This is a genomic window from Pseudomonas sp. GW101-3H06 (genome assembly GCF_059424605.1).
Genome location: NZ_JBWKZO010000001.1, coordinates 5,527,722 through 5,550,093, shown reverse-complemented (window position 1 = coordinate 5,550,093; position 22,372 = coordinate 5,527,722). Strand labels below are relative to the sequence as shown.

General features: G+C 58.0%; 21 protein-coding genes, 4 tRNA genes and 1 pseudogene. 19 read left to right on the top strand and 7 right to left on the bottom strand.

Annotated elements, in window-relative coordinates; translation table 11 throughout:
- Window positions 1-57 precede the first annotated feature (57 nt).
- The 9 genes and pseudogenes from rluD to AC07ZE_RS25450 all read left to right on the top strand — a co-directional run bounded on the left by rluD (window position 58) and on the right by AC07ZE_RS25450 (window position 7,081).
- Window positions 58-1,020 carry a 23S rRNA pseudouridine(1911/1915/1917) synthase RluD gene (rluD, locus tag AC07ZE_RS25490; protein WP_137804277.1) on the top strand — a complete coding sequence of 321 codons (963 nt, stop codon included), beginning with the start codon at window positions 58-60 and terminating at the stop codon, window positions 1,018-1,020.
- Window positions 1,017-1,736 (top strand): peptidoglycan editing factor PgeF, encoded by a 720-nt coding sequence (gene pgeF, locus AC07ZE_RS25485; protein WP_207267111.1) that lies wholly within the window; start codon window positions 1,017-1,019, stop codon window positions 1,734-1,736. Before rluD ends, pgeF begins: the two co-directional genes overlap by 4 nt.
- A 294-nt stretch (window positions 1,737-2,030) precedes the next feature.
- A complete protein-coding gene (clpB, locus tag AC07ZE_RS25480; protein ID WP_207267110.1) occupies window positions 2,031-4,595 on the top strand; it encodes an ATP-dependent chaperone ClpB in 2,565 nt (854 codons plus the stop codon).
- A 300-nt stretch (window positions 4,596-4,895) separates the two neighbouring features.
- A tRNA-Asn gene (locus AC07ZE_RS25475) sits at window positions 4,896-4,971 on the top strand.
- 9 nt (window positions 4,972-4,980) lie between these two features.
- Window positions 4,981-5,057, top strand: a tRNA-Pro gene (locus tag AC07ZE_RS25470).
- A 5-nt stretch (window positions 5,058-5,062) separates the two neighbouring features.
- Window positions 5,063-5,138, top strand: a tRNA-Lys gene (locus AC07ZE_RS25465).
- A 95-nt stretch (window positions 5,139-5,233) separates the two neighbouring features.
- A tRNA-Pro gene (locus AC07ZE_RS25460) sits at window positions 5,234-5,310 on the top strand.
- Between the two features lie 145 nt (window positions 5,311-5,455).
- Window positions 5,456-6,226: pseudogene (locus AC07ZE_RS25455) on the top strand (MCP four helix bundle domain-containing protein); the annotation flags it as partial.
- Window positions 6,218-7,081, top strand: coding sequence for a methyl-accepting chemotaxis protein (locus tag AC07ZE_RS25450; RefSeq protein ID WP_404940904.1), 864 nt, complete (start codon window positions 6,218-6,220; stop codon window positions 7,079-7,081). The pseudogene AC07ZE_RS25455 and the gene AC07ZE_RS25450, both read left to right, overlap by 9 nt.
- 120 nt (window positions 7,082-7,201) lie before the next feature.
- Here the strand turns inward: AC07ZE_RS25450 and AC07ZE_RS25445 are convergent, their stop codons facing one another.
- The 4 genes from AC07ZE_RS25445 to AC07ZE_RS25430 are packed head-to-tail and all read right to left on the bottom strand — an operon-like array spanning window position 7,202 to window position 9,936.
- Complete coding sequence (locus AC07ZE_RS25445; RefSeq protein WP_095196597.1) at window positions 7,202-8,500, bottom strand: NAD(P)/FAD-dependent oxidoreductase; 1,299 nt, start codon at window positions 8,498-8,500, stop codon at window positions 7,202-7,204.
- A gap of 60 nt (window positions 8,501-8,560) precedes the next feature.
- The gene (locus AC07ZE_RS25440) at window positions 8,561-8,734 is read right to left on the bottom strand and encodes a DUF3094 domain-containing protein (protein ID WP_128605912.1); all 174 of its coding nucleotides are present in this window, start codon (window positions 8,732-8,734) and stop codon (window positions 8,561-8,563) included.
- A gap of 51 nt (window positions 8,735-8,785) precedes the next feature.
- Window positions 8,786-9,313, bottom strand: coding sequence for an MOSC domain-containing protein (locus tag AC07ZE_RS25435; RefSeq protein WP_207267108.1), 528 nt, complete (start codon window positions 9,311-9,313; stop codon window positions 8,786-8,788).
- Complete coding sequence (locus AC07ZE_RS25430) at window positions 9,310-9,936, bottom strand: DUF1780 domain-containing protein (RefSeq protein ID WP_207267107.1); 627 nt, start codon at window positions 9,934-9,936, stop codon at window positions 9,310-9,312. The genes AC07ZE_RS25435 and AC07ZE_RS25430 overlap by 4 nt, the downstream gene beginning before the upstream one ends.
- A 242-nt stretch (window positions 9,937-10,178) precedes the next feature.
- On the opposite strand from AC07ZE_RS25430, the gene AC07ZE_RS25425 reads away from it, so the two are divergent.
- Genes AC07ZE_RS25425 through AC07ZE_RS25415 form a run of 3 tightly spaced genes read left to right on the top strand, consistent with a single transcriptional unit; the run spans window position 10,179 to window position 14,049 of the window.
- Entirely contained in the window at window positions 10,179-11,546 is a 1,368-nt protein-coding gene (locus AC07ZE_RS25425; protein WP_207267106.1) for an aromatic acid/H+ symport family MFS transporter, read from the top strand.
- Window positions 11,543-12,763: a benzoate/H(+) symporter BenE family transporter gene (locus tag AC07ZE_RS25420; RefSeq protein WP_207267105.1), complete on the top strand. Its 1,221-nt coding sequence runs from the start codon at window positions 11,543-11,545 to the stop codon at window positions 12,761-12,763. The genes AC07ZE_RS25425 and AC07ZE_RS25420 overlap by 4 nt, the downstream gene beginning before the upstream one ends.
- A 17-nt stretch (window positions 12,764-12,780) precedes the next feature.
- Window positions 12,781-14,049 (top strand): OprD family porin, encoded by a 1,269-nt coding sequence (locus tag AC07ZE_RS25415; RefSeq protein ID WP_207267104.1) that lies wholly within the window; start codon window positions 12,781-12,783, stop codon window positions 14,047-14,049.
- Window positions 14,050-14,057: 8 nt separating this feature from the next.
- On the opposite strand, the gene AC07ZE_RS25410 is transcribed toward AC07ZE_RS25415, so the two are convergent.
- Entirely contained in the window at window positions 14,058-14,300 is a 243-nt protein-coding gene (locus tag AC07ZE_RS25410) for a DUF2790 domain-containing protein (protein WP_207267103.1), read from the bottom strand.
- A 121-nt stretch (window positions 14,301-14,421) separates the two neighbouring features.
- Here AC07ZE_RS25410 and AC07ZE_RS25405 point away from each other — a divergent pair, with 121 nt between their 5' ends.
- Both AC07ZE_RS25405 and AC07ZE_RS25400 read left to right on the top strand, forming a co-directional pair.
- Window positions 14,422-15,354, top strand: coding sequence for a LysR family transcriptional regulator (locus AC07ZE_RS25405; protein ID WP_207267102.1), 933 nt, complete (start codon window positions 14,422-14,424; stop codon window positions 15,352-15,354).
- Between the two features lie 75 nt (window positions 15,355-15,429).
- Window positions 15,430-16,119, top strand: coding sequence for an energy-coupling factor ABC transporter permease (locus tag AC07ZE_RS25400; RefSeq protein ID WP_207267101.1), 690 nt, complete (start codon window positions 15,430-15,432; stop codon window positions 16,117-16,119).
- 19 nt (window positions 16,120-16,138) lie between these two features.
- On the opposite strand, the gene AC07ZE_RS25395 is transcribed toward AC07ZE_RS25400, so the two are convergent.
- Window positions 16,139-16,480 (bottom strand): hypothetical protein, encoded by a 342-nt coding sequence (locus AC07ZE_RS25395; protein ID WP_207267100.1) that lies wholly within the window; start codon window positions 16,478-16,480, stop codon window positions 16,139-16,141.
- A gap of 178 nt (window positions 16,481-16,658) precedes the next feature.
- Here AC07ZE_RS25395 and AC07ZE_RS25390 point away from each other — a divergent pair, with 178 nt between their 5' ends.
- The 5 genes from AC07ZE_RS25390 to AC07ZE_RS25370 are packed head-to-tail and all read left to right on the top strand — an operon-like array spanning window position 16,659 to window position 21,716.
- Window positions 16,659-18,137, top strand: coding sequence for a cytochrome c oxidase subunit II (locus tag AC07ZE_RS25390; protein ID WP_207267099.1), 1,479 nt, complete (start codon window positions 16,659-16,661; stop codon window positions 18,135-18,137).
- A 42-nt stretch (window positions 18,138-18,179) separates the two neighbouring features.
- Window positions 18,180-19,955: a cytochrome c oxidase subunit I gene (gene ctaD, locus AC07ZE_RS25385; RefSeq protein ID WP_207267098.1), complete on the top strand. Its 1,776-nt coding sequence runs from the start codon at window positions 18,180-18,182 to the stop codon at window positions 19,953-19,955.
- On the top strand, window positions 19,952-20,644 hold the full coding sequence (locus AC07ZE_RS25380) for a cytochrome c oxidase subunit 3 (protein WP_207267097.1): 693 nt from the start codon (window positions 19,952-19,954) through the stop codon (window positions 20,642-20,644). Before ctaD ends, AC07ZE_RS25380 begins: the two co-directional genes overlap by 4 nt.
- Before the next feature lie 6 nt (window positions 20,645-20,650).
- Entirely contained in the window at window positions 20,651-21,364 is a 714-nt protein-coding gene (locus AC07ZE_RS25375; RefSeq protein ID WP_207267096.1) for a heme-copper oxidase subunit III family protein, read from the top strand.
- 13 nt (window positions 21,365-21,377) lie between these two features.
- Window positions 21,378-21,716, top strand: a complete 339-nt coding sequence (locus tag AC07ZE_RS25370) for a cytochrome C oxidase subunit IV family protein (protein WP_137804449.1) — start codon at window positions 21,378-21,380, stop codon at window positions 21,714-21,716.
- A 31-nt stretch (window positions 21,717-21,747) separates the two neighbouring features.
- Here AC07ZE_RS25370 and AC07ZE_RS25365 read toward each other — a convergent pair whose 3' ends face one another.
- Window positions 21,748-22,302: a magnesium transporter gene (locus tag AC07ZE_RS25365; protein WP_207267095.1), complete on the bottom strand. Its 555-nt coding sequence runs from the start codon at window positions 22,300-22,302 to the stop codon at window positions 21,748-21,750.
- Between the last annotated feature and the right edge of the window lie 70 nt (window positions 22,303-22,372).

The window sequence follows — 22,372 nt, the reverse complement described above, 5'->3', positions numbered from 1 at the left end:
TATTTAACCACAAGCGCGCAGCCGAAACCAAAGGCTGTGCCGACGCCTAGTCTGAGCATGTCCGATAAAATTGAACTTCGCGCAGAGGTGCCGTCCGAATTGGGCGGCCAACGCCTCGATCAAGTCGCCGCACAACTATTCGCTGAGCACTCGCGCTCGCGCCTTTCCGCCTGGATCAAAGACGGCCGCCTGACTGTGGATGGGGCGGTTATCCGCCCGCGAGACATCGTTCACGGTGGCGCCATTCTTGAACTCACTGCCGAGCAGGAAGCTCAGGGCGAATGGGTCGCTCAAGACATTGCCCTGGACATCGTCTATGAAGACGACGACATCCTGGTGATCAACAAGCCTGCGGGCCTGGTGGTGCATCCCGCCGCCGGTCACGCTGATGGCACCTTGCTCAATGCCTTGCTGCATCACGTGCCGGGCATCATCAATGTGCCCCGCGCCGGTATCGTGCATCGCCTGGACAAGGACACCACCGGTCTGATGGTGGTGGCCAAGACCATTCAGGCGCAGACGCAGCTGGTGACACAGTTGCAGAGCCGCAGCGTCAGCCGTATCTATGAATGCATCGTGATTGGTGTGGTGACAGCCGGCGGCAAGATCAACGCGCCGATCGGTCGTCACGGCCAGCAGCGCCAGCGCATGGCCGTGATGGAAGGTGGCAAACAAGCCGTCAGTCATTACCGCGTACTCGAGCGTTTCCGCTCCCACACCCACGTGCGGGTGAAGCTGGAAACCGGTCGTACGCACCAGATTCGCGTGCACATGGCGCATATCAACTTCCCGTTGGTCGGGGATCCTGCCTACGGCGGTCGCTTCCGTATCCCGCCGGCAGCCAACCCGACCATGGTCGAGTCGTTGAAAAACTTCCCGCGTCAGGCGCTGCATGCGCGGTTCCTGGAGCTGGATCACCCGACCACTGGTAAACGCATGAGCTGGGAGTCGCCGCTACCGGAAGATTTCGTCTGGTTGCTGACCCTGCTCAAGCAAGACCGCGAGGCGTTTGTCGGATGAGTGACTGGCTGATTCCTGACTGGCCCGCGCCGGCCGGGGTCAAAGCCTGTGTCACCACCCGTGCGGGCGGCGTCAGTCTGGCGCCGTTCGACAGCCTCAACCTCGGCGATCACGTCGACGACAGCCCTGAGGCTGTCGCCGAGAATCGTCGTCGTCTGACCGATCATTTCTCTATTCAACCGGCCTGGCTGCAGCAGGTCCACGGCATCGTCGTGGCTCATGCGGACCCGAGTCAGGTGGTCACCGCTGATGCCAGTTGGACGGCAACACCAGGGATCGCCTGCGTGGCAATGACCGCCGATTGCCTGCCTGCCCTGTTTTGTGATCGTGCGGGCACTCGCGTTGCGGCGGCTCATGCGGGCTGGCGCGGGTTGGCGGCAGGTGTGCTGGAAGCGACACTGGACAGTCTGGCCGTACCACCTGCCGAGGTGCTGGTCTGGCTCGGTCCGGCCATTGGCCCGCAAGCGTTTGAAGTCGGCCCGGAAGTACGTGAAACCTTCGTTCAGCAGCTGCCGCAAGCGGCTGAAGCCTTTGTTCCAAGCCAGAACCCCGGCAAATTCATGGCCGACATCTATAGGCTGGCGCGTTTGCGTCTGGCGGCTCGCGGTGTAACGGCTGTCTATGGTGGCGGCTTCTGCACCGTGACCGATCCGCGCTTCTTCTCCTACCGCCGAAGCCCGCGCACCGGTAGGTTTGCCTCCCTTATCTGGCTTTAGTGCCCTGTCTCACGAAGCCTGTTCCTTTTTGACGGCGTCTGTTGCCGTCATGCTGCGTTGCCGTTCCTGGCCATAGCGAGCGATGACTCGTCGCGGCGCCTTGCCTGGCGACAACAGCCATTTGTCAAAAGAGGAACGCCTTCGTGAGACCGGGCACACGCTAGACTTCTCTGATCTGTATCAACTTCTCGCCGCTTGAAACTCCCAGAATCGACCGCATCTATTGTGGTATCTGGCAGGTTTCTTCATTCAGGATGTTTTATAGGTCCGGCCTGCTCAAAAGGAAGGTGACCCATGCGTATAGACCGTTTAACCAGCAAGTTGCAGTTAGCCTTGTCCGACGCCCAATCCCTGGCCGTCGGTCTTGACCATCCCGCCATCGAGCCGGCGCATTTGATGCAGGCTTTGCTCGAACAGCAGGGTGGTTCGATCAAACCCCTGTTGATGCAGGTGGGGTTCGACGTCAACAGCCTGCGTAAAGAGCTGACCAAAGAGCTCGACCAACTGCCGAAAATCCAGAATCCGACCGGTGACGTCAACATGTCGCAGGATCTGGCGCGCCTGCTCAATCAGGCTGATCGCCTGGCCCAGCAGAAGGGCGACCAGTTCATTTCCAGTGAGCTGGTGTTGCTTGCCGCCATGGACGAGAACAGCAAGCTCGGCAAATTGTTGCTGGGCCAGGGCGTCAGCAAGAAAGCCCTGGAAAACGCGATCAACAACCTGCGAGGCGGCGAGGCGGTCAACGACCCGAACCACGAAGAGGCGCGCCAGGCGCTGGATAAATATACCGTCGACCTGACCAAACGTGCCGAAGACGGCAAACTCGACCCGGTAATCGGCCGAGACGACGAAATTCGCCGGACCATCCAGGTCCTGCAACGCCGCACCAAGAACAACCCGGTACTGATCGGTGAGCCTGGCGTTGGTAAGACTGCCATCGCCGAAGGCCTGGCCCAGCGCATTATCAACGGTGAAGTGCCGGACGGCCTGAAAGGCAAACGCCTGTTGTCCCTGGACATGGGGGCATTGATTGCCGGTGCCAAGTATCGTGGCGAGTTCGAAGAGCGGCTAAAAGCACTGCTCAACGAACTGTCGAAGCAGGAAGGGCAGATCATTCTGTTCATCGACGAACTGCACACCATGGTCGGCGCCGGCAAGGGCGAAGGCTCGATGGATGCGGGCAATATGCTCAAGCCAGCCCTGGCGCGCGGTGAGTTGCATTGCGTCGGCGCGACCACGCTCAATGAGTACCGCCAATATATAGAGAAGGATGCAGCCCTTGAGCGGCGCTTCCAGAAAGTATTGGTGGACGAGCCGAGCGAAGAAGACACCATCGCCATCCTGCGAGGCTTGAAAGAACGCTACGAGGTCCACCACAAGGTGGCGATCACCGACGGTGCGATCATTGCGGCGGCCAAACTCAGCCATCGCTACATCACTGACCGTCAGTTGCCGGACAAGGCCATCGACCTGATCGACGAGGCCGCCAGCCGCATCCGCATGGAGATCGACTCCAAGCCGGAAGTGCTGGACCGCCTGGAGCGCCGTTTGATTCAGCTGAAGGTGGAATCCCAGGCGCTGAAGAAAGAAAGCGACGATGCGGCGAAAAAACGCCTGGAAAAACTCCAGGAAGAAATTGCCCGTCACGAGCGTGAATACTCGGATCTCGAAGAAATCTGGAACTCGGAAAAAGCCGAGGTGCAGGGTTCGGCGCAGATCCAGCAGAAAATCGAACAGTCCCGTCAGGAACTGGAAAGCGCTCGCCGCAAAGGCGACCTGAATCGTATGGCCGAGTTGCAGTACGGGGTGATCCCGGACCTGGAGCGCAGCCTGCAAATGGTCGACCAGCATGGCAAGCCTGAAAACCAGTTACTGCGCAGCAAGGTGACTGAAGAAGAGATCGCCGAAGTCGTATCGAAGTGGACCGGTATTCCAGTGTCGAAAATGCTCGAAGGCGAGCGCGACAAACTGATGAAGATGGAAAGCCTGTTGCACCAGCGTGTGATTGGCCAGGATGAAGCCGTGGTCGCGGTTTCCAACGCCGTGCGGCGTTCTCGCGCCGGGTTGTCCGATCCGAATCGCCCGAGCGGATCGTTCATGTTCCTCGGCCCGACCGGTGTCGGTAAAACCGAGCTGTGCAAGGCGCTGGCCGAATTCCTCTTCGATACCGAAGAAGCGATGGTGCGCATCGATATGTCCGAGTTCATGGAGAAACATTCCGTGGCTCGCTTGATTGGCGCGCCACCGGGCTATGTCGGCTATGAAGAGGGCGGCTATCTGACGGAGGCTGTGCGTCGCAAGCCTTATTCGGTAATCCTGCTGGACGAGGTCGAGAAGGCGCACCCGGATGTGTTCAATATCTTGCTGCAAGTGTTGGAAGATGGCCGGCTGACCGACAGTCATGGCCGCACGGTAGATTTCAAGAATACCGTGATTGTCATGACCTCCAACCTGGGCTCGGTGCAAATCCAGGAACTGATTGGTGATCGTGAGGCCCAGCGTGCGGCGGTGATGGATGCGATTTCCTCGCACTTCCGACCTGAGTTCATCAACCGGGTCGATGAGGTGGTGATCTTCGAGCCATTGGCGCGGGATCAGATCGCCGGCATTACCGAGATCCAGTTGAGCCGTCTGCGCAGTCGCCTCACCGAGCGGGAGCTGAAGCTGGAGTTGAGCCCCGAGGCCATGGATAAGCTGATCGCGGTCGGTTACGACCCGGTATATGGCGCACGACCGCTCAAACGAGCAATCCAGCGCTGGATCGAAAACCCGCTGGCACAGCTGATTCTCTCCGGCCGATTCATGCCGGGAGACACGGCCAAAGGCATGGTGGAAAACGACGAGATCGTATTCAACTGAGCCAGAACGGCAGCACAAAAAAGGAGGCCTCGCATTGCGAGGCCTTTTTTTCGCCAGGCTGTTGAACTTAAAGGAAAAGGCTTGTAAAGTGCGCCCCGCAGTAAGTCACCCGGTAGGGTTTCTGCTCCCGAAGCAGGAATCTGAAATAAGTTGCAAATCATTAACTTGAAAGCAATTTAGGGGGTTGACAGAGGTGCTTAAGATTGTAGAATAGCGCGCCTCAGACACACGAACGCAGCGATGCGAACGGGTCGAAGAGAACGCAGTAAAGCTTCACCGTTGTAAATTGAAATATGTAGTTCCGTGATAGCTCAGTCGGTAGAGCAAATGACTGTTAATCATTGGGTCCCAGGTTCGAGTCCTGGTCACGGAGCCAATTTCAAACCGGGGTATAGCGCAGTCCGGTAGCGCGCCTGCTTTGGGAGCAGGATGTCAGGAGTTCGAATCCCCTTACCCCGACCATTTTTGGGTCGTTAGCTCAGTTGGTAGAGCAGTTGGCTTTTAACCAATTGGTCGTAGGTTCGAATCCCACACGACCCACCATTTTTGAAACCAGTTAACGCTGGGATCGAATCTTAAGATCAGACGCCAAAAGCTCTGTTCGCAGAAGGCGCCTTTCGAAGGTGCCTTTTTTTTACCGGGGTATAGCGCAGTCCGGTAGCGCGCCTGCTTTGGGAGCAGGATGTCAGGAGTTCGAATCCCCTTACCCCGACCATACTAAAAATCCTCGTATCGGAAGATACGGGGATTTTTTTTGCTTGCGAAAAAGCACAACCCTTCAAGTCATCGTACAACTTGCCGATAACGAGCTGTCGGGGCATGGCCCTCCACTCAAGCCAATAAAAACAAAGGCGCTCGTTATGTTTCTTCGTCAGCTGAATATTGCCCCCCGTGCCGCGCTGGGTTTTGCCTTGATCGCGGTGCTCGTGGCGCTGCTCGGGGTCTTTGCCCTGGGGCAAATGTCGAGCATTCGCGAGAGTGAGGTGGCGGTAGAGAAGCAATGGCTGCCAAGCATTCGCGGCGGTGACGAAATTCGCGAAATCATGCTGCGCATTCGCACCATTTCCCTTCGTATGGCCCTGGATCAGGATCCGAAGAATATCGCGCAATACCGCAGCCAGATGGACACCCGGGACAAGGAGCTGAGCGAAAAAATCGCCGCTTACGACAAACTGGTGACCACGGCTGAAGGCAAGGCGTTGTACGACCAATTCAAAAATACCTTCACGGCCTACCGCACCGGCATTGCCCAATCGTTCACTTTGGCTGAGCAGGGGCGTCGCGACGAACTGACCAAGCTGTTGCTGGTGGACATGAAAACCGTGGTCGATGGGTCTGGCAAGCAACTCAGTGACCTGGCGCAACTGTTTACTCAGCAAGTTGCGGCCGAGAGCGAGAAATCCAAAGCGCATTACGAAACGTCGCGCACGATAGTCAGCCTGTTTATCGCCCTCGCGGCCTTGGCGACGGTTGCCCTGGCCATGCTATTGACCCGCAGCATCGTGCGTCCGCTCAGTGAGGCGGTGATTGCCGCAGAGCACGTGGCTCAGGGCGACCTGACGCGTCCGATCGAAACCCATGGCAATGACGAAGTCAGCCGCTTGCTAAAGGCATTGGCAGCCATGCAGCGCAACTTGCGGGAAACCCTGCAGGGCATCAGCGGTTCCGCCACGCAATTGGCTACGGCAGCTGATGAGTTGAATGCCGTCACCCTCGATAGTAACCAGAGCCTGCAACAACAGAACAACGAAATTGAGCAGGCGGCCACCGCGGTCAATGAAATGACCAGCGCCGTGGAAGAGGTCGCGCGCAACGCCGTATCCACCTCCGACGCCACCCGCCAGTCCAGCGAGTCGGCCCACCTGGGGCAGGAGCGGGTCAGCGAAACGGCCAGTGCCATCAGTTCACTGGCCCATGACGTGCAAAGTACCGGGGAGTTGGTGCGATCGCTGGCCAATCAATCCCAGGATATCGGTAAGGTGCTGGATGTGATTCGCGCCATCGCCGAGCAAACCAACCTGCTGGCGCTCAACGCGGCCATCGAAGCGGCACGAGCCGGGGAGAGCGGTCGGGGTTTCGCGGTGGTGGCTGACGAAGTGCGTGCCTTGGCTTACCGTACACAGCAATCGACCCAGGAAATCGAACAAATGGTGCAAGGCATGCGCAACGGTTCGAGCCAGGCCCTCGATGCCATGAACACCAGCGCCTCCCGCGCTGCCAGTACGTTGGTTCTGGCCGAGCGCGCAGGTGAGGCCTTGCAAACCATCACGGCCTCCGTGCATGAAATTCATGAGCGAAATCTGGTGATCGCCAGCGCGGCCGAAGAACAGGCGCAAGTGGCACGGGAGGTCGACCGTAACCTGGTGAACATTCGCGATCTGTCTGTACGGTCCGCTACCGGGGCCGATCAGACCAGTGCATCGAGCCATGAGCTGTCGCAACTGGCCAATGCACTGCAGGGGATGGTGCGGCGGTTTCGGGTTTAAATTCGACAGATGAAAAAATGTGGGAGCGAGCCTGCTCGCGAAGGCGCCAGCCCAGTCGACATCAATGTCGTCTGAAGTACCGCTTTCGCAAGCAGGCTCGCTCCCACAAGGTTTTTTGTATCAGTGCAGTTTGAGTCTTGGCTCGGTGCCGCGCCCGATCTTGCTGCCCAACATCAGCATCGCCGTGCGGAACGGCCCGTACAGCGCCATCTGGTGCATGCGGTACAGCGACACGTAAAACATCCGCGCCAGCCAGCCTTCAAGCATCACGCTGCCCGTGAGGTTGCCCATCAAGTTACCCACAGCGGAAAAACGCGACAGCGAGATCAGCGAACCGTAGTCGGTGTACTTGTACTCCGGCAATGCCTTGCCTTCGATCCGCAGTTTCAACGATTTGGCCAGCAGCGACGCCTGTTGATGCGCCGCCTGGGCGCGTGGCGGTACATTGCGGTCGCTGCCCGGTTGCGGGCAGGCCGCGCAGTCACCGAAGGCGAAGATGTTCTCGTCGCGGGTGGTTTGCAGGGTCGGCAGCACTTGCAGCTGGTTGATGCGGTTGGTTTCCAGGCCATCGATGTCCTTGAGGAAACCCGGTGCGCGAATCCCTGCCGCCCAGACTTTCAGGCTGGCGTTGATTACTTTGCCATCGGCGGTGATCAAGGCATCGGCCGTCACTTCGCTGACCGCCGCGTTGGTCATGACGTTGACCCCGAGCTTCTCCAGGGTTTTATGCACAGGTCCGCCGATTCGTTCCGGCAGTGCCGGCAGCACCCGTGGTCCGGCTTCGATCAGGGTGATGTGCATGTTTTCCGGTTTGATCCGGTCCAGGCCATAGGCTGCCAGTTCATGGGCGGCGTTGTGCAGTTCGGCGGCCAGCTCGACCCCGGTGGCACCAGCGCCGACGATGGCCACGCTGATCTGCTCGACCTTGTCGGTTTGTCCGGCATGGGCGCGCAGGTAATGATTGAGCAACTGTTGATGGAAACGCTCGGCCTGTTTGCGAGTGTCGAGGAACAGGCAATGTTGTGCCGCGCCCTGGGTGCCGAAATCGTTGGTGGTGCTGCCCACGGAAATCACCAGCGAGTCGTAAGGCACTTCCCGCGCCGGCACCAGTTCGAGGCCGGCTTCGTCATAGGTGGCGGCCAGCTGGATTCTCTTCTGGGCCCGATCGAGCCCGCTCATGCGCCCCAACTGGAACTCGAAGTGGTTCCATTTCGCCTGGGCAACATAGTTGAGTTCGTCTTCGGAGGAGTTCAGGGATCCGGCTGCCACTTCGTGCAACAAAGGTTTCCAGATGTGGGTCAGGTTCGCGTCGACCAGCATCACACTGGCCGTGCCGCGCTTGCCCAGAGTCTTACCCAGACGGGTAGCCAACTCCAGACCGCCGGCGCCGCCGCCAACGATGACAATACGATGAGTCATGGGGATATCTCGCAAGGCTAAAAGAAATCTGTGCAGCTACCCTCGCGAGCGCAACGCGGCTCATAGCGTCAGGTAACTGATAAATCGGCTCAACAGGCCCAAACCAATGGTCACTGCCAACACCAGCACCAGGAGCATCCACGGCCGGAAAGGCCGGCGCTCGACACGGTGCTGGGACAGTTGCAGGTACTCTTCGACATGCTTCTGGTCGTCGGGGTTCAGGCGGCTGGTCATAAAGGCCTCGTCAGGTAGACGTTGCTGAATGTTTAGAAGCTACAGACTGATTTAACGAACGATGAACGGAGCATAGCCGGTGTCCGGAATCGGCTCGACGCTCACCGTATCGTCCAGGCGAATGATGCCACTTTGTAACACCCGGGCAGTGATTCCGCCATGCCCACGCATTGCTTGAAACGTCCCGGTGCCGAGGTTGTTTTCCAGGCGTGCGCACGGTTGGCACCAGCCGGTGGTTTCGAAAATCGCCTGGCCAATGCGAAAGCGCCGGCCCTTTAGGCTGAATAAATTGATCCCACTGATAACGAGATTGCGCCGCAAATCTTCAGGCTTGATTGGCTGATTGTCTGGGCGTCCCATCAGCGAACTGATCACCGCCAGATGTTCCCACTGAATCAGCGTGACTTGTCGTGCGTTGCGCACACCGGGCCTGGCGTGATCGCCGGTCAGGCCAGCCTCCAGCCGCGCTTCCACTGCATCGAGTTCGATCATTGACGAGCGTGATTGCGGGCGTACACCTATCCAGCGAACGCGGCCCTGTTGCGGCACTTCGGCAATCAGTCCCTGCAGTGGGCTCACAGGCTGATCCCGACATCGAACACGATGCTGCGCCCCAGGTTGCTGCGCAGGAAGTCCGGTGCATCCGGATGCGCGAACAGCACGCGGGCGAAGGTCGGCCCCACCAGCGACAGCGAACGCCAGCCCTGGCGCAGGTACTCGGTGGGCGGAGGGAAGTGGCTGTTGAGGTCCAGCACTTCGCGCTTGAGGCTGGCGAAGGCGATGATGTCCAGTTCTCCCAGGTCCATGCCGCGTTCTTTGTAGTTGTGCGCTTTTTTGCGCAGGGTCGGCGCCAGTCGCAACAAAAACTCGTTGGCCGGGATACGGCGGGGCTTGGCTTCGCGCCGTACCAATTGGCTGAGGGAAAACGCGCTGCGCCGGCGTTGCAACTCATCGCGCCATTCGTCGTTGAGGCGCCGACCTTCGTCGAGGACGAAGAACACCTCGAAACTGGCATCGCGAAACAATACGTCCGGCGGCTCCCCGGCCGGGGAGAACTCGTCGGCGCGATAAGGAATGTTCAAGCCTTGCAGCAGGCGCTGGCACACCCAACGCTCACGCTCCCATTTGCGGGCATTGGACAGGAAAGCGTTGGCTTGCTCGGCCGCGATGGTCAGCAGGCGTAAGTAATCTGAGTCATCCATAGGCCCAAGCTTAGCGTTCAAATGCGATCGCAAAGAAGACACTTTATCGCGCAGGTGCAAATTCTTGTGCGACGCGCACGCTGCGTCCCTGCTCAAACCACCTGATTTTGCCGTTGCACAAAACGGATAGCGATCTGCGCATTGCGGATATTGGCCTGCTCCTGGCGCCTCTACCATCGGCTGTACGGACGTAAGCCGTATTACAGATGCTCTGAAAACAACAACAACAAGAGATAAATGCCATGCGCAAAATCGACGTACATGAGGTTATCGACAACGCTCGATTCAACCGCTTCCACTGGATGGTGCTGTTCTGGTGTGCCCTGATCATCATCTTCGACGGTTACGATCTGGTGATCTACGGCGTGGTGTTGCCGATGTTGATGAAGGAGTGGGGGCTCAGTCCTCTGCAAGCCGGCGCACTGGGCAGCTATGCGCTGTTCGGGATGATGTTCGGTGCACTGTTCTTCGGCCCGCTGTCGGACAGGATCGGCCGCAAGAAAGCCATCACGATCTGCGTGATCCTTTTCAGCGGTTTCACCGTACTCAACGGTTTCGCCAGAAACCCCACTGAGTTTGGTATCTGCCGCTTCATTGCCGGTCTGGGCATAGGCGGCGTGATGCCCAACGTTGTGGCGCTGATGAACGAATACGCGCCGAAGAAAATCCGCAGCACGCTGGTGGCGATCATGTTCAGCGGCTATTCGGTGGGCGGCATGCTCTCGGCAGGGCTGGGCATCGTGTTGATCCCCAGTTTCGGTTGGCAGTCAGTGTTTTACGTGGCGGTGCTGCCGTTAGTGTTGTTGCCGCTAATCATGTACTTCCTGCCCGAATCCGTGGGTTTCATGCTGCGCCAGGGGCGCAATGACGACGCGCGCACCATTCTTCAGCGCGTTGACCCGTCCTACGTCGCACAGACCAATGATCAACTGCACATGAGCGAAGTGAAGGGCACCGGCACCCCCGTGTTGCAGTTGTTCCGTGAGGGACGTGCATTGCGCACGCTGATGCTGTGGCTGGCGTTTTTCTGCTGCCTGTTGATGGTCTACGCCTTGAGTTCCTGGCTGCCGAAACTGATGGCTAACGCCGGGTATAGCCTGGGCTCGAGCCTGTCGTTCCTGCTGGTGCTGAACTTTGGCGCGATCTTCGGAGCCGTCGGTGGTGGCGTACTGGGTGACAAGCTCAATTTGCCGCGCGTGCTGTCGGTGTTCTTCGCCCTGGCGGCTGTTTCGATCACATTGCTGGGCTTCAACAGCCCGATGCCGGTGTTGTACTTGCTGATCGCCATTGCTGGCGCCACGACCATCGGCTCGCAGATTCTGCTGTACGCCTGCGCTGCGCAGTTCTATTCCATGACCATTCGATCCACCGGTCTGGGCTGGGCCTCGGGTATCGGGCGCAACGGCGCGATCGTCGGTCCGTTGCTGGGCGGTGCCTTGCTCGGGATCAACCTGCCGCTGCAACTGAACTTCATGGCGTTTGCCTTGCCCGGTGCGATTGCGGCTATCGCCATGACGGTGTTTGCGATCAGCAATCGGCGCAGTGCCCGACAGCCGCTATCGGGCGCTCAGGCCGGATCGCCTGACGGGGCTGTCGGCGAGGCGTCATGAACATGTTTTTACGGGACTTTTCCCTGTCTGCCGCCGTGGCCGGATTCATTGCCACGGTGATTTCCTATGCAGGCCCGTTGGTGATCATTTTTCAGGCTGCCGAGGCTGCACACTTGTCTCGGGAGGTGCTGTCGTCGTGGGTCTGGGCGATTTCCATCGGCAGTGCCTTGCTCGGTATCGGTTTGAGCCTGCGCTACCGCGTGCCTGTGATCATCGCGTGGTCGGCTCCGGGCTCGGCGTTGCTGGTGGCGTTGTTGCCGGGGATCTCCATGCCGCAAGCCGTGGGCGCCTATCTGGTCAGCAGCCTGATCATTTTCCTGGTCGGCGTGTCGGGTGCATTTGACCGGATCATCGGCAAATTGCCCCCGGCGATTGCGGCGGCGATGCTGGCGGGGATTCTGTTCAGCTTCGGCACGGGTTTGTTTGTCTCGTTGCAAAGCAAGCCGTTGCTGGTACTGGCGATGTTTGCCACCTACCTGATCGGCAAACGGCTGATGCCGCGTTATGCGGTGGTGATGGTATTGCTGGTGGGCTGTTCGATGGCTTTTCTCGCCGGCGATCTGCGCCGCGAAGCGCTCGTGATCGGTTTGGCCACGCCGGTGTGGATTACCCCGGCGTTCAGCCTGAGCGCGACGCTGAACATCGCTCTGCCGCTGGTGATGGTGGCGCTGACCGGCCAGTTCGTTCCGGGCATGGCGGTGTTGCGCGCCAGCGGCTACGCAACGCCGGCCGGCCCGATCATCGCCGGCAGCGCACTGGGCACAGCGCTGTTGGCGCCCTTCGGTTGTCACGGGCTGAACCTGGCGGCGATTACCGCGGCCATTTGTACGGGGCGCGAGGCCCACGAGGATCCCGGCAAGCGCTATGTGGCCGGGGTCGTGGGCGGCCTGTGTTACCTGGTGCTGGGGATCTTCGGCGCCACCCTGGTTTCACTGTTTTCGGCGTTTCCCAAGGAACTGATCGCGGCCCTGGCCGGGCTGGCGCTGTTCGCCGCGATTGCCGGGGCAATGGCCGGCGCGATGGCCGTGCCGAGCGACCGGGAAGCGGCGTTGGTGACCTTTCTCACTACGGCGTCGGGCATGTCGCTACTGGGTTTGTCCGCGGCTTTCTGGGGACTGATTTTCGGCATGGTCACACACCTGTTTTTAAACGCTCGTCGTCCTGTCCCTCGCAGTGAAAGCGCTGCGGCCAAAACGCCTCTACCTGTCGATCAATAAAAATAAGAGAAAAAACGATGAAACAGATTTTTCCAGCAACCGGTCCAGTGTTGTCCATGGCGCTCGTCTCGAGTTTCTCCACCGGTGCGACGGCCGCCGAGGGCGGCTTCATCGAAGACACCACGGCCACCTTGCAAGCGCGCAATTACTACTTCAGCCGGGACTTTTCCGACATCGTCGGCGCCAACCAGCAGTCGAAGGCCGAAGAGTGGGCGCAGGGTTTCATTCTCAACGTCAAATCGGGTTATACCCAAGGTCCCGTCGGTTTTGGCGTGGACGTGATCGGCCTGCTTGGGCTCAAGCTCGACAGCAGTCCGGATCGGGTCAATACCGGTTTATTGCCGGTGCAGGGCGATGGACGCGCGGCGGATGATTACAGCCGTCTGGAAGGCGCATTGAAGATGCGTTACTCCAAGACCGAGCTGAAAGTGGGGGAGTTGCAACCCAACCTGCCGGTGCTGGCGTTCAGTGATATTCGTCTGCTGCCGCCGAGTTATCAGGGCACCAGTATCACTTCCAATGAGATCAATGGCCTGACGTTGCAGGCCGGTCGTTTGAATACAACCAGTCTGCGCAACGAAGCGGGTGACGAAAAGATGCAAGCCATGCTCGGCCATGTGCCGCAGCGTCAGGTCAGCAGCGACGGCTTCAATTTTGCCGGGGCCGATTACGCCTTCAACGATAAACGCAGTTCGGTCAGCACCTGGTACGGGCAACTGGAAGACATCTATAACCAACGTTTCCTGGGCTTCAAGCACAGTCAGCCGATGGGCGACTGGGTCCTGGGCGCCAACCTCGGTTATTACGATTCACGCGAAGACGGCAAAAAACTGCTGGGCAATATCGACAATCAGGCGTTCTTCTCGCTTCTGTCGGCCAAGCGCGGCGGTCACACATTTTATGTCGGCTATCAGGGCATGTTCGGCGACAGCGCTTTCCCGCGAGTCTTTGCCAACATCTCGCCACTGGGCAACGAAGTGCCGACCTACGAGTTCGCCTACACCGACGAGCGCTCCTGGCAGGTACGTTACGACTACGACTTTGCGGCGCTGGGCGTGCCTGGCTTGACCAGCACCGTGCGCTACATAAAAGGCAACAATGTCGACACCGGGCAAGGCTATGAGGGCAAGGATCGAGAGCGTGACCTGGATATCGGCTACGTGCTGCAGAGCGGCAGTCTCAAAGGCCTCGGTATCCGTGTGCGTAATGCGATGGCGCGTTCCAACTACCGCAGTGATATCGATGAAAACCGGTTGATCCTGAGTTACACCTGGACGTTGTTATGAGCCATTGATCACAGGTTGCTCGTGCAATCGCCCATGACCTCGTAGGTCACGCGATGGGTCTGGCCTTGATGATCGACATACACCATGGTCGCCGGCACGACCCCGCACGCGGTCGCGGTGTCCGACACGGAAACCACCTTGGCAATGTCCAGCGGCTGCGCGGGGTTATACAAGACCGCGATGGGTTCGTTGTCTGCGGCCATGGCCGAGGTGGCGACAAGGGTCAGAAACAGGCTGATCACTGTTTTCATTTTGGCGTGCTCCATGTGGGATTCGATGAATAAAGTCTAGTCTTTGCCACCCGTGGATAAAGGGGGGAACGCCTGATACAGCCTTACATGAAACGTAACAGTCACCGCCCGAGGGAGGCTTATGGATTTGCTTAACAGCTTGCGCGTGTTCGTCCGTGTGGTGGACTGCGCAAGTTTCACCGCTGCCGCCGATGCGCTGGAGTTATCCACAGCGCAAGTGTCCCGTCTGGTCGCGGATCTGGAGCAGCATGTGCAAGCCCGGCTGCTGCAACGCACCACACGGCGTTTGAGCCTGACCGAGGCCGGCGAGCGATTCCTGCTGCGCAGTCGGCTGATACTCGAAGAAATGGAGGAGGCGACCGCCGAGGCTCGCGGCGCCCATCTCAAGCCAAGCGGCCGGTTGCGGGTGCACAGCATGAACGGCCTCGGGGTACTGATCACACCGCTGATTGCCCGTTACAGCGAGCTTTACCCCGATGTGGTGTTCGAATTGACCCTGTCGCAGCGCAATCCCGATCTGTTGGAGGAAGGACACGACGTGGTGATTTCGACTGCCCACGAACTGGCCGATTCGCAATTGGTCGCCCAGGCCGTCGGGCAGTTTTACAGCGTGCCCTGTGCTTCCCCGCAATACCTGCAACGTCGGGGTGTGCCGGACCATCCGCTGGCGCTGAGCGACCATCAGTGCTTGCGCATGCTCGATCCGTTGTACAGCGATCAGTGGGTGTTTCAGGACGAGGAGGGCGAGCATGCCATCAGCCCGGCCAGGACTTTTCAGTGCAATGTCGCCGAGTCGATGGTCAAGGCTTCAGAGGCTGGCATGGGCATCAGCCTGATTCCGTTTTACACGGCCACACGGCCCTTGAGCGACGGCACCTTGTTGCGCTTGCTGCCGGACTATCGGCCTCGTCAGCGCAATGTGTATGCGCTGTATCCGTCGCGACGCTTTCTCGATGCCAAAGTCCGCACGTGGGTGGACTTTCTCAAGGCCGAGTTACCCAGGTTGTTCGCCGAGCATGAAGCGGTGACGAACGATCCGCGGCATTGGGCTTGAGGTCGAAGGGCGGACAAAGGGCGGTGTAGACTGGGGGCCTGTTCTCTTCGGCAAGACAAGGGAGTGTGCTCCGCCATGATCGGCGCCGAGTTGCTGTCATCCGAAACCCTCACGGTGGGGGGGCTGATCTATGTGCCGGTGCTGATCTGGGCCGTTGCGCGGGTTTCCTGGGTTGAGCTGTTCAGCGACAGCCGTCGCCAGCATTTGCTGTTCGGCACGGTGTTCGCGCTGTTCGCGCTTTGGTTGGTGCGGCGGGATTTCGATACCGGCGTGTCCTATCACTTCATCGGCATGACCGCGGTGACGCTATTGCTCGACTGGCCGCTGGCAATCGTCGGTGGACTGGTGGCTCAAACCGGGTTGGTGCTGCTGGGGCGTCAGGACCTCATGGCCATGGGGGCCAATGGCGCGCTGTTCATTTTATTGCCGGTGTTGATCACCGAATGCTGTGCGATTCTGGTGGAGCGCGCGCAGCCACGAAATCCCTTCGTGTACATCTTCGTTTCCGGTTTCTTCGCTGCCGCCCTTACCGCATTGTTGTGCCTGGTGCTATCGCTGACAGTGTTGTGGTACGACGAGCGTTTCGCCATGCCTTACTGGCTCGAAGACTTTATCGGCTACCTGTGGCTGCTCATTTTTCCGGAGGCGTTCATCAACGGCATGGTGGTCAGCGCGCTGGTGGTCTTTTGCCCGGAGTGGCTCGAGACCTTCAACCGCACCCGTTACCTGTCGGCGCCCTGGAAGGACGACGACCCCAAGTCTTGATTCCTTCAAACCCGCCGTTTCAATCAATCAACTGATCAATCAAAACCACGTTGGAGTAGATCAGGCTGCCATCGCTGGCTCGGTGTCCAACCAGATGGAACTGGCCACGCTCGTAATGCAGATAGACGCGCATCTGACAGTCGGACAAGGGGCCATAACCCTCTGGCAAGACCAGGTTCAATGTGTCCATGTCGACATCGACCATGACTTCTTTCAGCTCATTGCTCTTCTGCAGGCGCTCTTCAGCTGCCTCCAGCCGTAGATGGAGAGGGCCGTCGACGTAAAAATGGATCTCGCCTATTGGAACGGATGGTTGGTCGGGGTTGGGTTTGCACCTGCCTTCGAGCGTCAGGTTACTCATGACGAAACCTCCATCGGGGATGCTGGCCTGCAATTGAGTATAGCCGCCAACCGGGTCTCGCTCGCCGACCTATACTTTTCACTGACTTTGCCACTACGGGTGGCTGTCTGCCCTGCTTGGACGCCAGTGGCGATGCTTGCGCATTACCAATGAGCAACAGGAATAGGATGAAGAGAAAATGGCGATGGCAATTATCTTGATTCTAATCGTTATTGCCTCAGTACTCTTTCATGTACTAGCGCCTTGGCATGCAGCACCGCCCGCTTCCAACTGGGGATCAATAGACACCACACTGTTCATTACCCTGATCATTAGCGGCCTGTTTTTCATCGCCATTACGGTATTCATGGCCATCGCCGTGATGCGTTACCGTCACAAGGAAGGCGCCAGGGCACACTACCAGCCAGAAAGTAAAAGATTGGAGTTCTGGCTGATTGTAGTGACCTCGATAGGTATTGCCGCGATGTTGGCGCCGGGCCTGGTTGTTTACAACGACTTCATCCGGGTGCCAAAAGAGGCCTATGAACTTGAAGTGGTCGCCCAGCAGTGGCAGTGGGCTTTTCGTTTTCCCGGCCAGGACGGAAAATTGGGGAAATCGGATATCAGGTTTGTTGATTTCGCCAATCCACTTGGTGTTGATCCCAAGGACCCTGCCGGTCAGGACGATGTACTTATAAAGAATAATGAAGTCAGACTTCCGCTGGATCGACCGGTAAAAGTTTTACTGCGTTCAAAAGATGTGTTGCACAACTTTTATATACCGCAAATTCGCAGCAAGATGGATATGGTGCCAGGGATGGTGTCGTACTTCTGGTTTACGCCAACTAAAACCGGAACGTATGAAGTTCTTTGTGCTGAGTTTTGTGGTGTAGGCCATTACAACATGCGCGGTCACATGATCGTGGAAGAGCAGGGAGCCTTCGATCAATGGCTGAGCAGTCAACCGACCTTTGCGCAGACATTAACCACAGCTGCCAGGCCCAGTCGCGACAGCCTGGTGGAAAAAGGTCGCCAGTTGGCCGAACAATACGGCTGTGGTGCCTGCCATAGCCAGGATGGCAGCACCCGTCTCGGCCCGGGATGGAAGGGCCTGTATGGCCGTCAGGAACAACTCGCCGATGGCACAAGTGTACGGGTCGACGAGGCGTACCTGAAAGAGTCGATCCTCGCTCCGCAGGCCCGTCTGGTGCAGGGTTACCCACCGGTCATGGTGGCCTATACTCTCAATGACGATGAACTGGGTGCCCTCGTCGCCTTGATCAAGTCACTGAGCGATGCACCGCAAAACGACGAAGTGCCTGCCGGCGCGGCGTCGGGTTCAGGTGCGGACCTGGTGGCGCAGGGACAACAGTTGGCCCAGTCGCTGGGCTGCCTGGCTTGCCACAGTGTCGATGGCAGCAAGGGTATCGGCCCCACTTGGCAGGGTCTGTTTGGCTCGACCGTCATCCTTGCCGACGGTACGGGCATAAAGGCCGATGAGGGCTACATAAAAGATTCGGTTCTTAATCCCGCTGCCAAAGTCGTCAAGGGCTTTGCAGCTGTCATGCCGGCCATGACGCCGAGCGATAAGGAGTTGGACGCCCTGATCGCTTTTATCAAATCCAAAGCCAATGCCGACGCTGATGCGAGCAAGGCGGAAACAGGGAAGCAACCGTAAAGCAGCCGGTAACACACCGAAACTTCGACAGGAGATGACGTGATGGCCTATGCGGAGCAAGCCGAAACAGAAGCATTGCACGAACCCAAGAGTTTCCTGACCAAATACATCTGGAGTCAGGATCACAAGGTCATCGCCATCCAGTATTCCTTGACGGCTTTGTTCGTGGGGCTTATCGCCGTGGTGTTGTCTGGCCTGATGCGCATGCAGATTGGCTTTCCCGGCAGTTTGGCGTTCATGGATGCCAGTGCTTACTATCAGGCGATGACCATGCACGGCATGATCATGGTCATCTACTTGCTGACGGCGTTGTTTCTGGGGGGCTTCGGCAATTATCTGATCCCGTTGATGGTGGGCGCCCGGGACATGGTCTTCCCCTACGTCAACATGCTGAGTTATTGGTTCTACCTGCTGGCGGTAGTGGTGTTGCTTGCCAGTTTTTTTGTTCCTGGCGGCCCCACCGGTTCGGGCTGGACGCTCTATCCGCCACAGTCCATTACCCAGGGGACACCGGGGGTCGAGTGGGGCATCGTGCTGATGCTCGTCTCTCTGGCGATTTTCATTGTCGCGGCCACCATGGGCGGGTTGAACTACGTCACCACGGTGTTGCAGGCGCGTACGCACGGCATGACATTGTTTCGCATGCCGCTCTCCGTATGGGGCATTTTCATGGCCTCGATCATGGCCTTGCTGGCTTTCCCGGCGTTGTTTGTCAGCGCGGTCATGATGCTGTTCGACAAACTGTTGGGCACCAGCTTCTTCATGCCGGCGATGATCTCGCTGGGGCAACAGCTCGATCACCAGGGGGGCAGCCCGATACTGTTCCAGCATCTGTTCTGGTTCTTCGGCCACCCGGAGGTCTACATCGTAGCTCTACCCGCGTTCGGCCTGGTCTCCGACCTGATCAGTACGCATGCGCGTAAAAATATCTTCGGCTACCGCATGATGGTGTGGGCCATTATTGCGATTGGCGTACTCAGCTTTGTGGTTTGGGCGCACCACATGTATGTCAGCGGAATGAACCCGTACTTCGGCTTTTTCTTTGCCGTTACCACCTTGATTATCGCTGTGCCGACTGCACTGAAAGTCTACAACTGGGTACTGACCCTGTGGCGGGGCGACATTCATCTGACTGTGCCGATGCTGTTTGCCCTGGCCTTCATCGTCACTTTCCTGGTGGGCGGCCTGACCGGATTGTTTCTCGGCAATGTGATTGTGGATATTCCGCTCTCGGACACCTATTTCGTCGTCGCCCATTTCCATATGGTCATGGGCGTCGCGCCGGTATTGGTGGTGTTTGGCGGCATTTATCATTGGTTCCCGAAAGTCACCGGTCGCATGACGAACGACACCCTGGGCAAGTTGCATTTCTGGATAACCTTTCTGGGCACTTACGCCATTTTCTTCCCCATGCACTATTTGGGTTTCCAGGGTATGCCGCGAAGGTACTACGCCTTTGAAAACTACGCGTTCATTCCGCAATCGGCGCAAGATTTGAATGCCTTCATCACGGTGGTCGCATTGATCGTCGGTGTTTCCCAGTTGCTGTTCGTGTTTAACCTGGCCTGGAGCGTTTTCAAAGGCAAGCCCGCGGGCAGTAATCCCTGGGGCGCGGCCAGTCTGGAGTGGCAAACACCGGACACTCCGCCGATCCACGGTAATTGGGGAGAGAAGCTGCCCGTCGTGCATCGCTGGGCCTATGACTACAGTGTACCGGGGATAGAACAGGATTTCGTTCCGCAAACGGTCTCCGCCGAGGAGTTGGAGCAACTTCGCCAACTCAGTGCCAGCACCAGGAAAGCGGACGTTAAAACATGAACAGACTGCTTTTGAGAAACGCCGACGGCGCTGACCCCGGTGGCACTTGGAATCGAGACCCTGAAGGTCTACAGGCCGACGGCGATGCCAGGAGACGGCAGATCGCGAAAACAGGTCTGCGTTTGTTTCTGGCGGTGGTGAGTTCGTTATTCTTTCTCTTTTTGATTGCCTTTATCGCCCGCTCACAAATGGCCGACTGGCTGCCCCTGACAGAGCCCCTGGCGCCGTTGGCCAATCCATGGCAACTCTGGCTGAACTCGATTTTTCTAGTGTTCAGTTGTGTTGCGCTGCAGTGGTCGCGCATGGCCATACGACAGACTCGATTGGGCGCAACTGCCATCGGTTTTGGATTGGGGGGCGTGTTTGCCATTGCCTTTCTGGCGGGACAATTCTGGGTCTGGCAGCAGTTTACCGCCTGGGGTTACTTCGTCGCGGGCAATCCGGCCAACAGTTTCTTCTACTTGTTGACCGGCCTGCATGGGCTCCATCTGCTGGGTGGGTTGATCGCCTGGGGCAGAACCGTCGTCAAATTCCTGCGCCGCGTACCGTTGCCGCAACTGAGCGCCAGCGTAGAGCTCTGTGCCATTTATTGGCACTACTTGTTGGGTCTCTGGTTCGTGCTATTCGCGTTGCTGACCAGCACGCCAGAAACCTATGAAGTCATCGCCAGACTCTGCGGCCTGAGGTGAAAAACCATGGCATCGCATCCACAAGCCCCGGCTGACGCCGGCTCATCCAATCCACCAGGTTCACTGCCTGCGCCGGGATGGCAGGGCATCGCCAGTGACTGGTCCTCGGATAAAGACGCTTTCAAGCAGGTCTCCTGGGGCAAGGCGATGATGTGGATATTCCTGCTCAGCGATACGTTTATCTTCACCTGCTTTTTAACCGGCTACATGTCGGTGCGCATGACCATCACGGATCTGTGGCCGAACCCCAGCGAAGTCTTTGCACTGACGATCGGCGGTCAATCAATTCCGCTCATTCTGATCGCCATCATGACCTTTGTTTTGATCAGCAGCAGCGGCACTATGGCCATGGCCGTCAATTTCGCCTATCGCCGTGATCGCGCGCGAACCACTGCCCTGATGCTGGCGACCGCTGCCCTGGGTGTGACCTTCGTCGGCATGCAAGCCTTTGAATGGAGCAAACTCATCGCCGAAGGGGTGCGTCCCTGGGGGAACCCCATGGGGGCGGCGCAATTTGGTGCCAGCTTTTTCATGATTACCGGTTTCCACGGATTGCATGTATCAATCGGCGCGCTCTACCTCAGTATCGTGGCGATGAAAGTATGGCGGGGAGATTATGAGCGCTCCGGCAACTATCAGAATGTTGAAATAGCCGGGCTTTACTGGCACTTCGTGGATTTGGTGTGGGTGTTTATTTTTGCTTTCTTCTATTTATGGTAGAGGAGCACGGATGATGGCGCATGCTCAAGGTCAGCAACATCCAATCGGTTTGTACCTCAAAATCTGGGGGCTGTTATTCGTCCTCAGCACGCTGTCGTATCTTGTCGACTACTTCCACTTCCAGGGCTACCTCCGGTGGTCCCTGATTATTATTTTCATGTTGCTGAAGGCAGGTCTGATTGTCTCTATCTTCATGCATATGGCCTGGGAAAGGTTGGCTTTGGTCTACGCCATTTTGGTGCCACCGTTGTGTTTGCTGGTACTTGTCGGGCTGATGGCGACCGAGGCGGACTATGTTTTCCTCAGCCGGGTCATATTCTTCGGCCAATCAGTAACCTCCGGAGGGTCTTGAGCCTTCGGAAGTTACTTCGCAAGAACTGGCGTTATATCGTTCGCTTGAACTGATGCCATCTGTGCAGCCAGGCAACGGTCCAGTGGGGGGATGCTGTTCCCGTGCCGGCGCCTGTCAGCTTCGGATGGCGCTCGATGACCCGTTCCAATATCGATTCCTGGTTTGGCTCGACATCCACGAAGAAAACATGCTTGCCCGTTTCAACCAACTGTTTGAAGTTGCGGAAATGCGCATTTGGCACCTGGATACCAAAGAATCCACCTTCCCAGATGCAAAAGCCCAGCACAACAACGGCCAGGAAGATAAAAGGCACCCAGCCAGCGGCTGATTCGTGCCAGCCCAGCCAATAGGCGCCGCCAAGGACCAGCGCCGCCAGTGGCACACCGATCACCGCACCAATCTCGCCAGAGTGAACGACATCTTGTTTCATCAACGAGTTGACCTCGTGGAGGTGATGTTCTTCAACCTCCGCGACATGTTCACTGAGCACATGAATTTGTTCGGAATTGATGCCGTTGGCTTCCAGTTCATTTTCCACGGCTTCAAGATCGTCGAGATTGTCACTGATGTAATAGTGTCGGTTCATGCCACACCTCCCATCTCGTTTTTCTGCTGTAGACCTCCTCTGTCCAGCAGCCGTTAACTGAGATTTACCG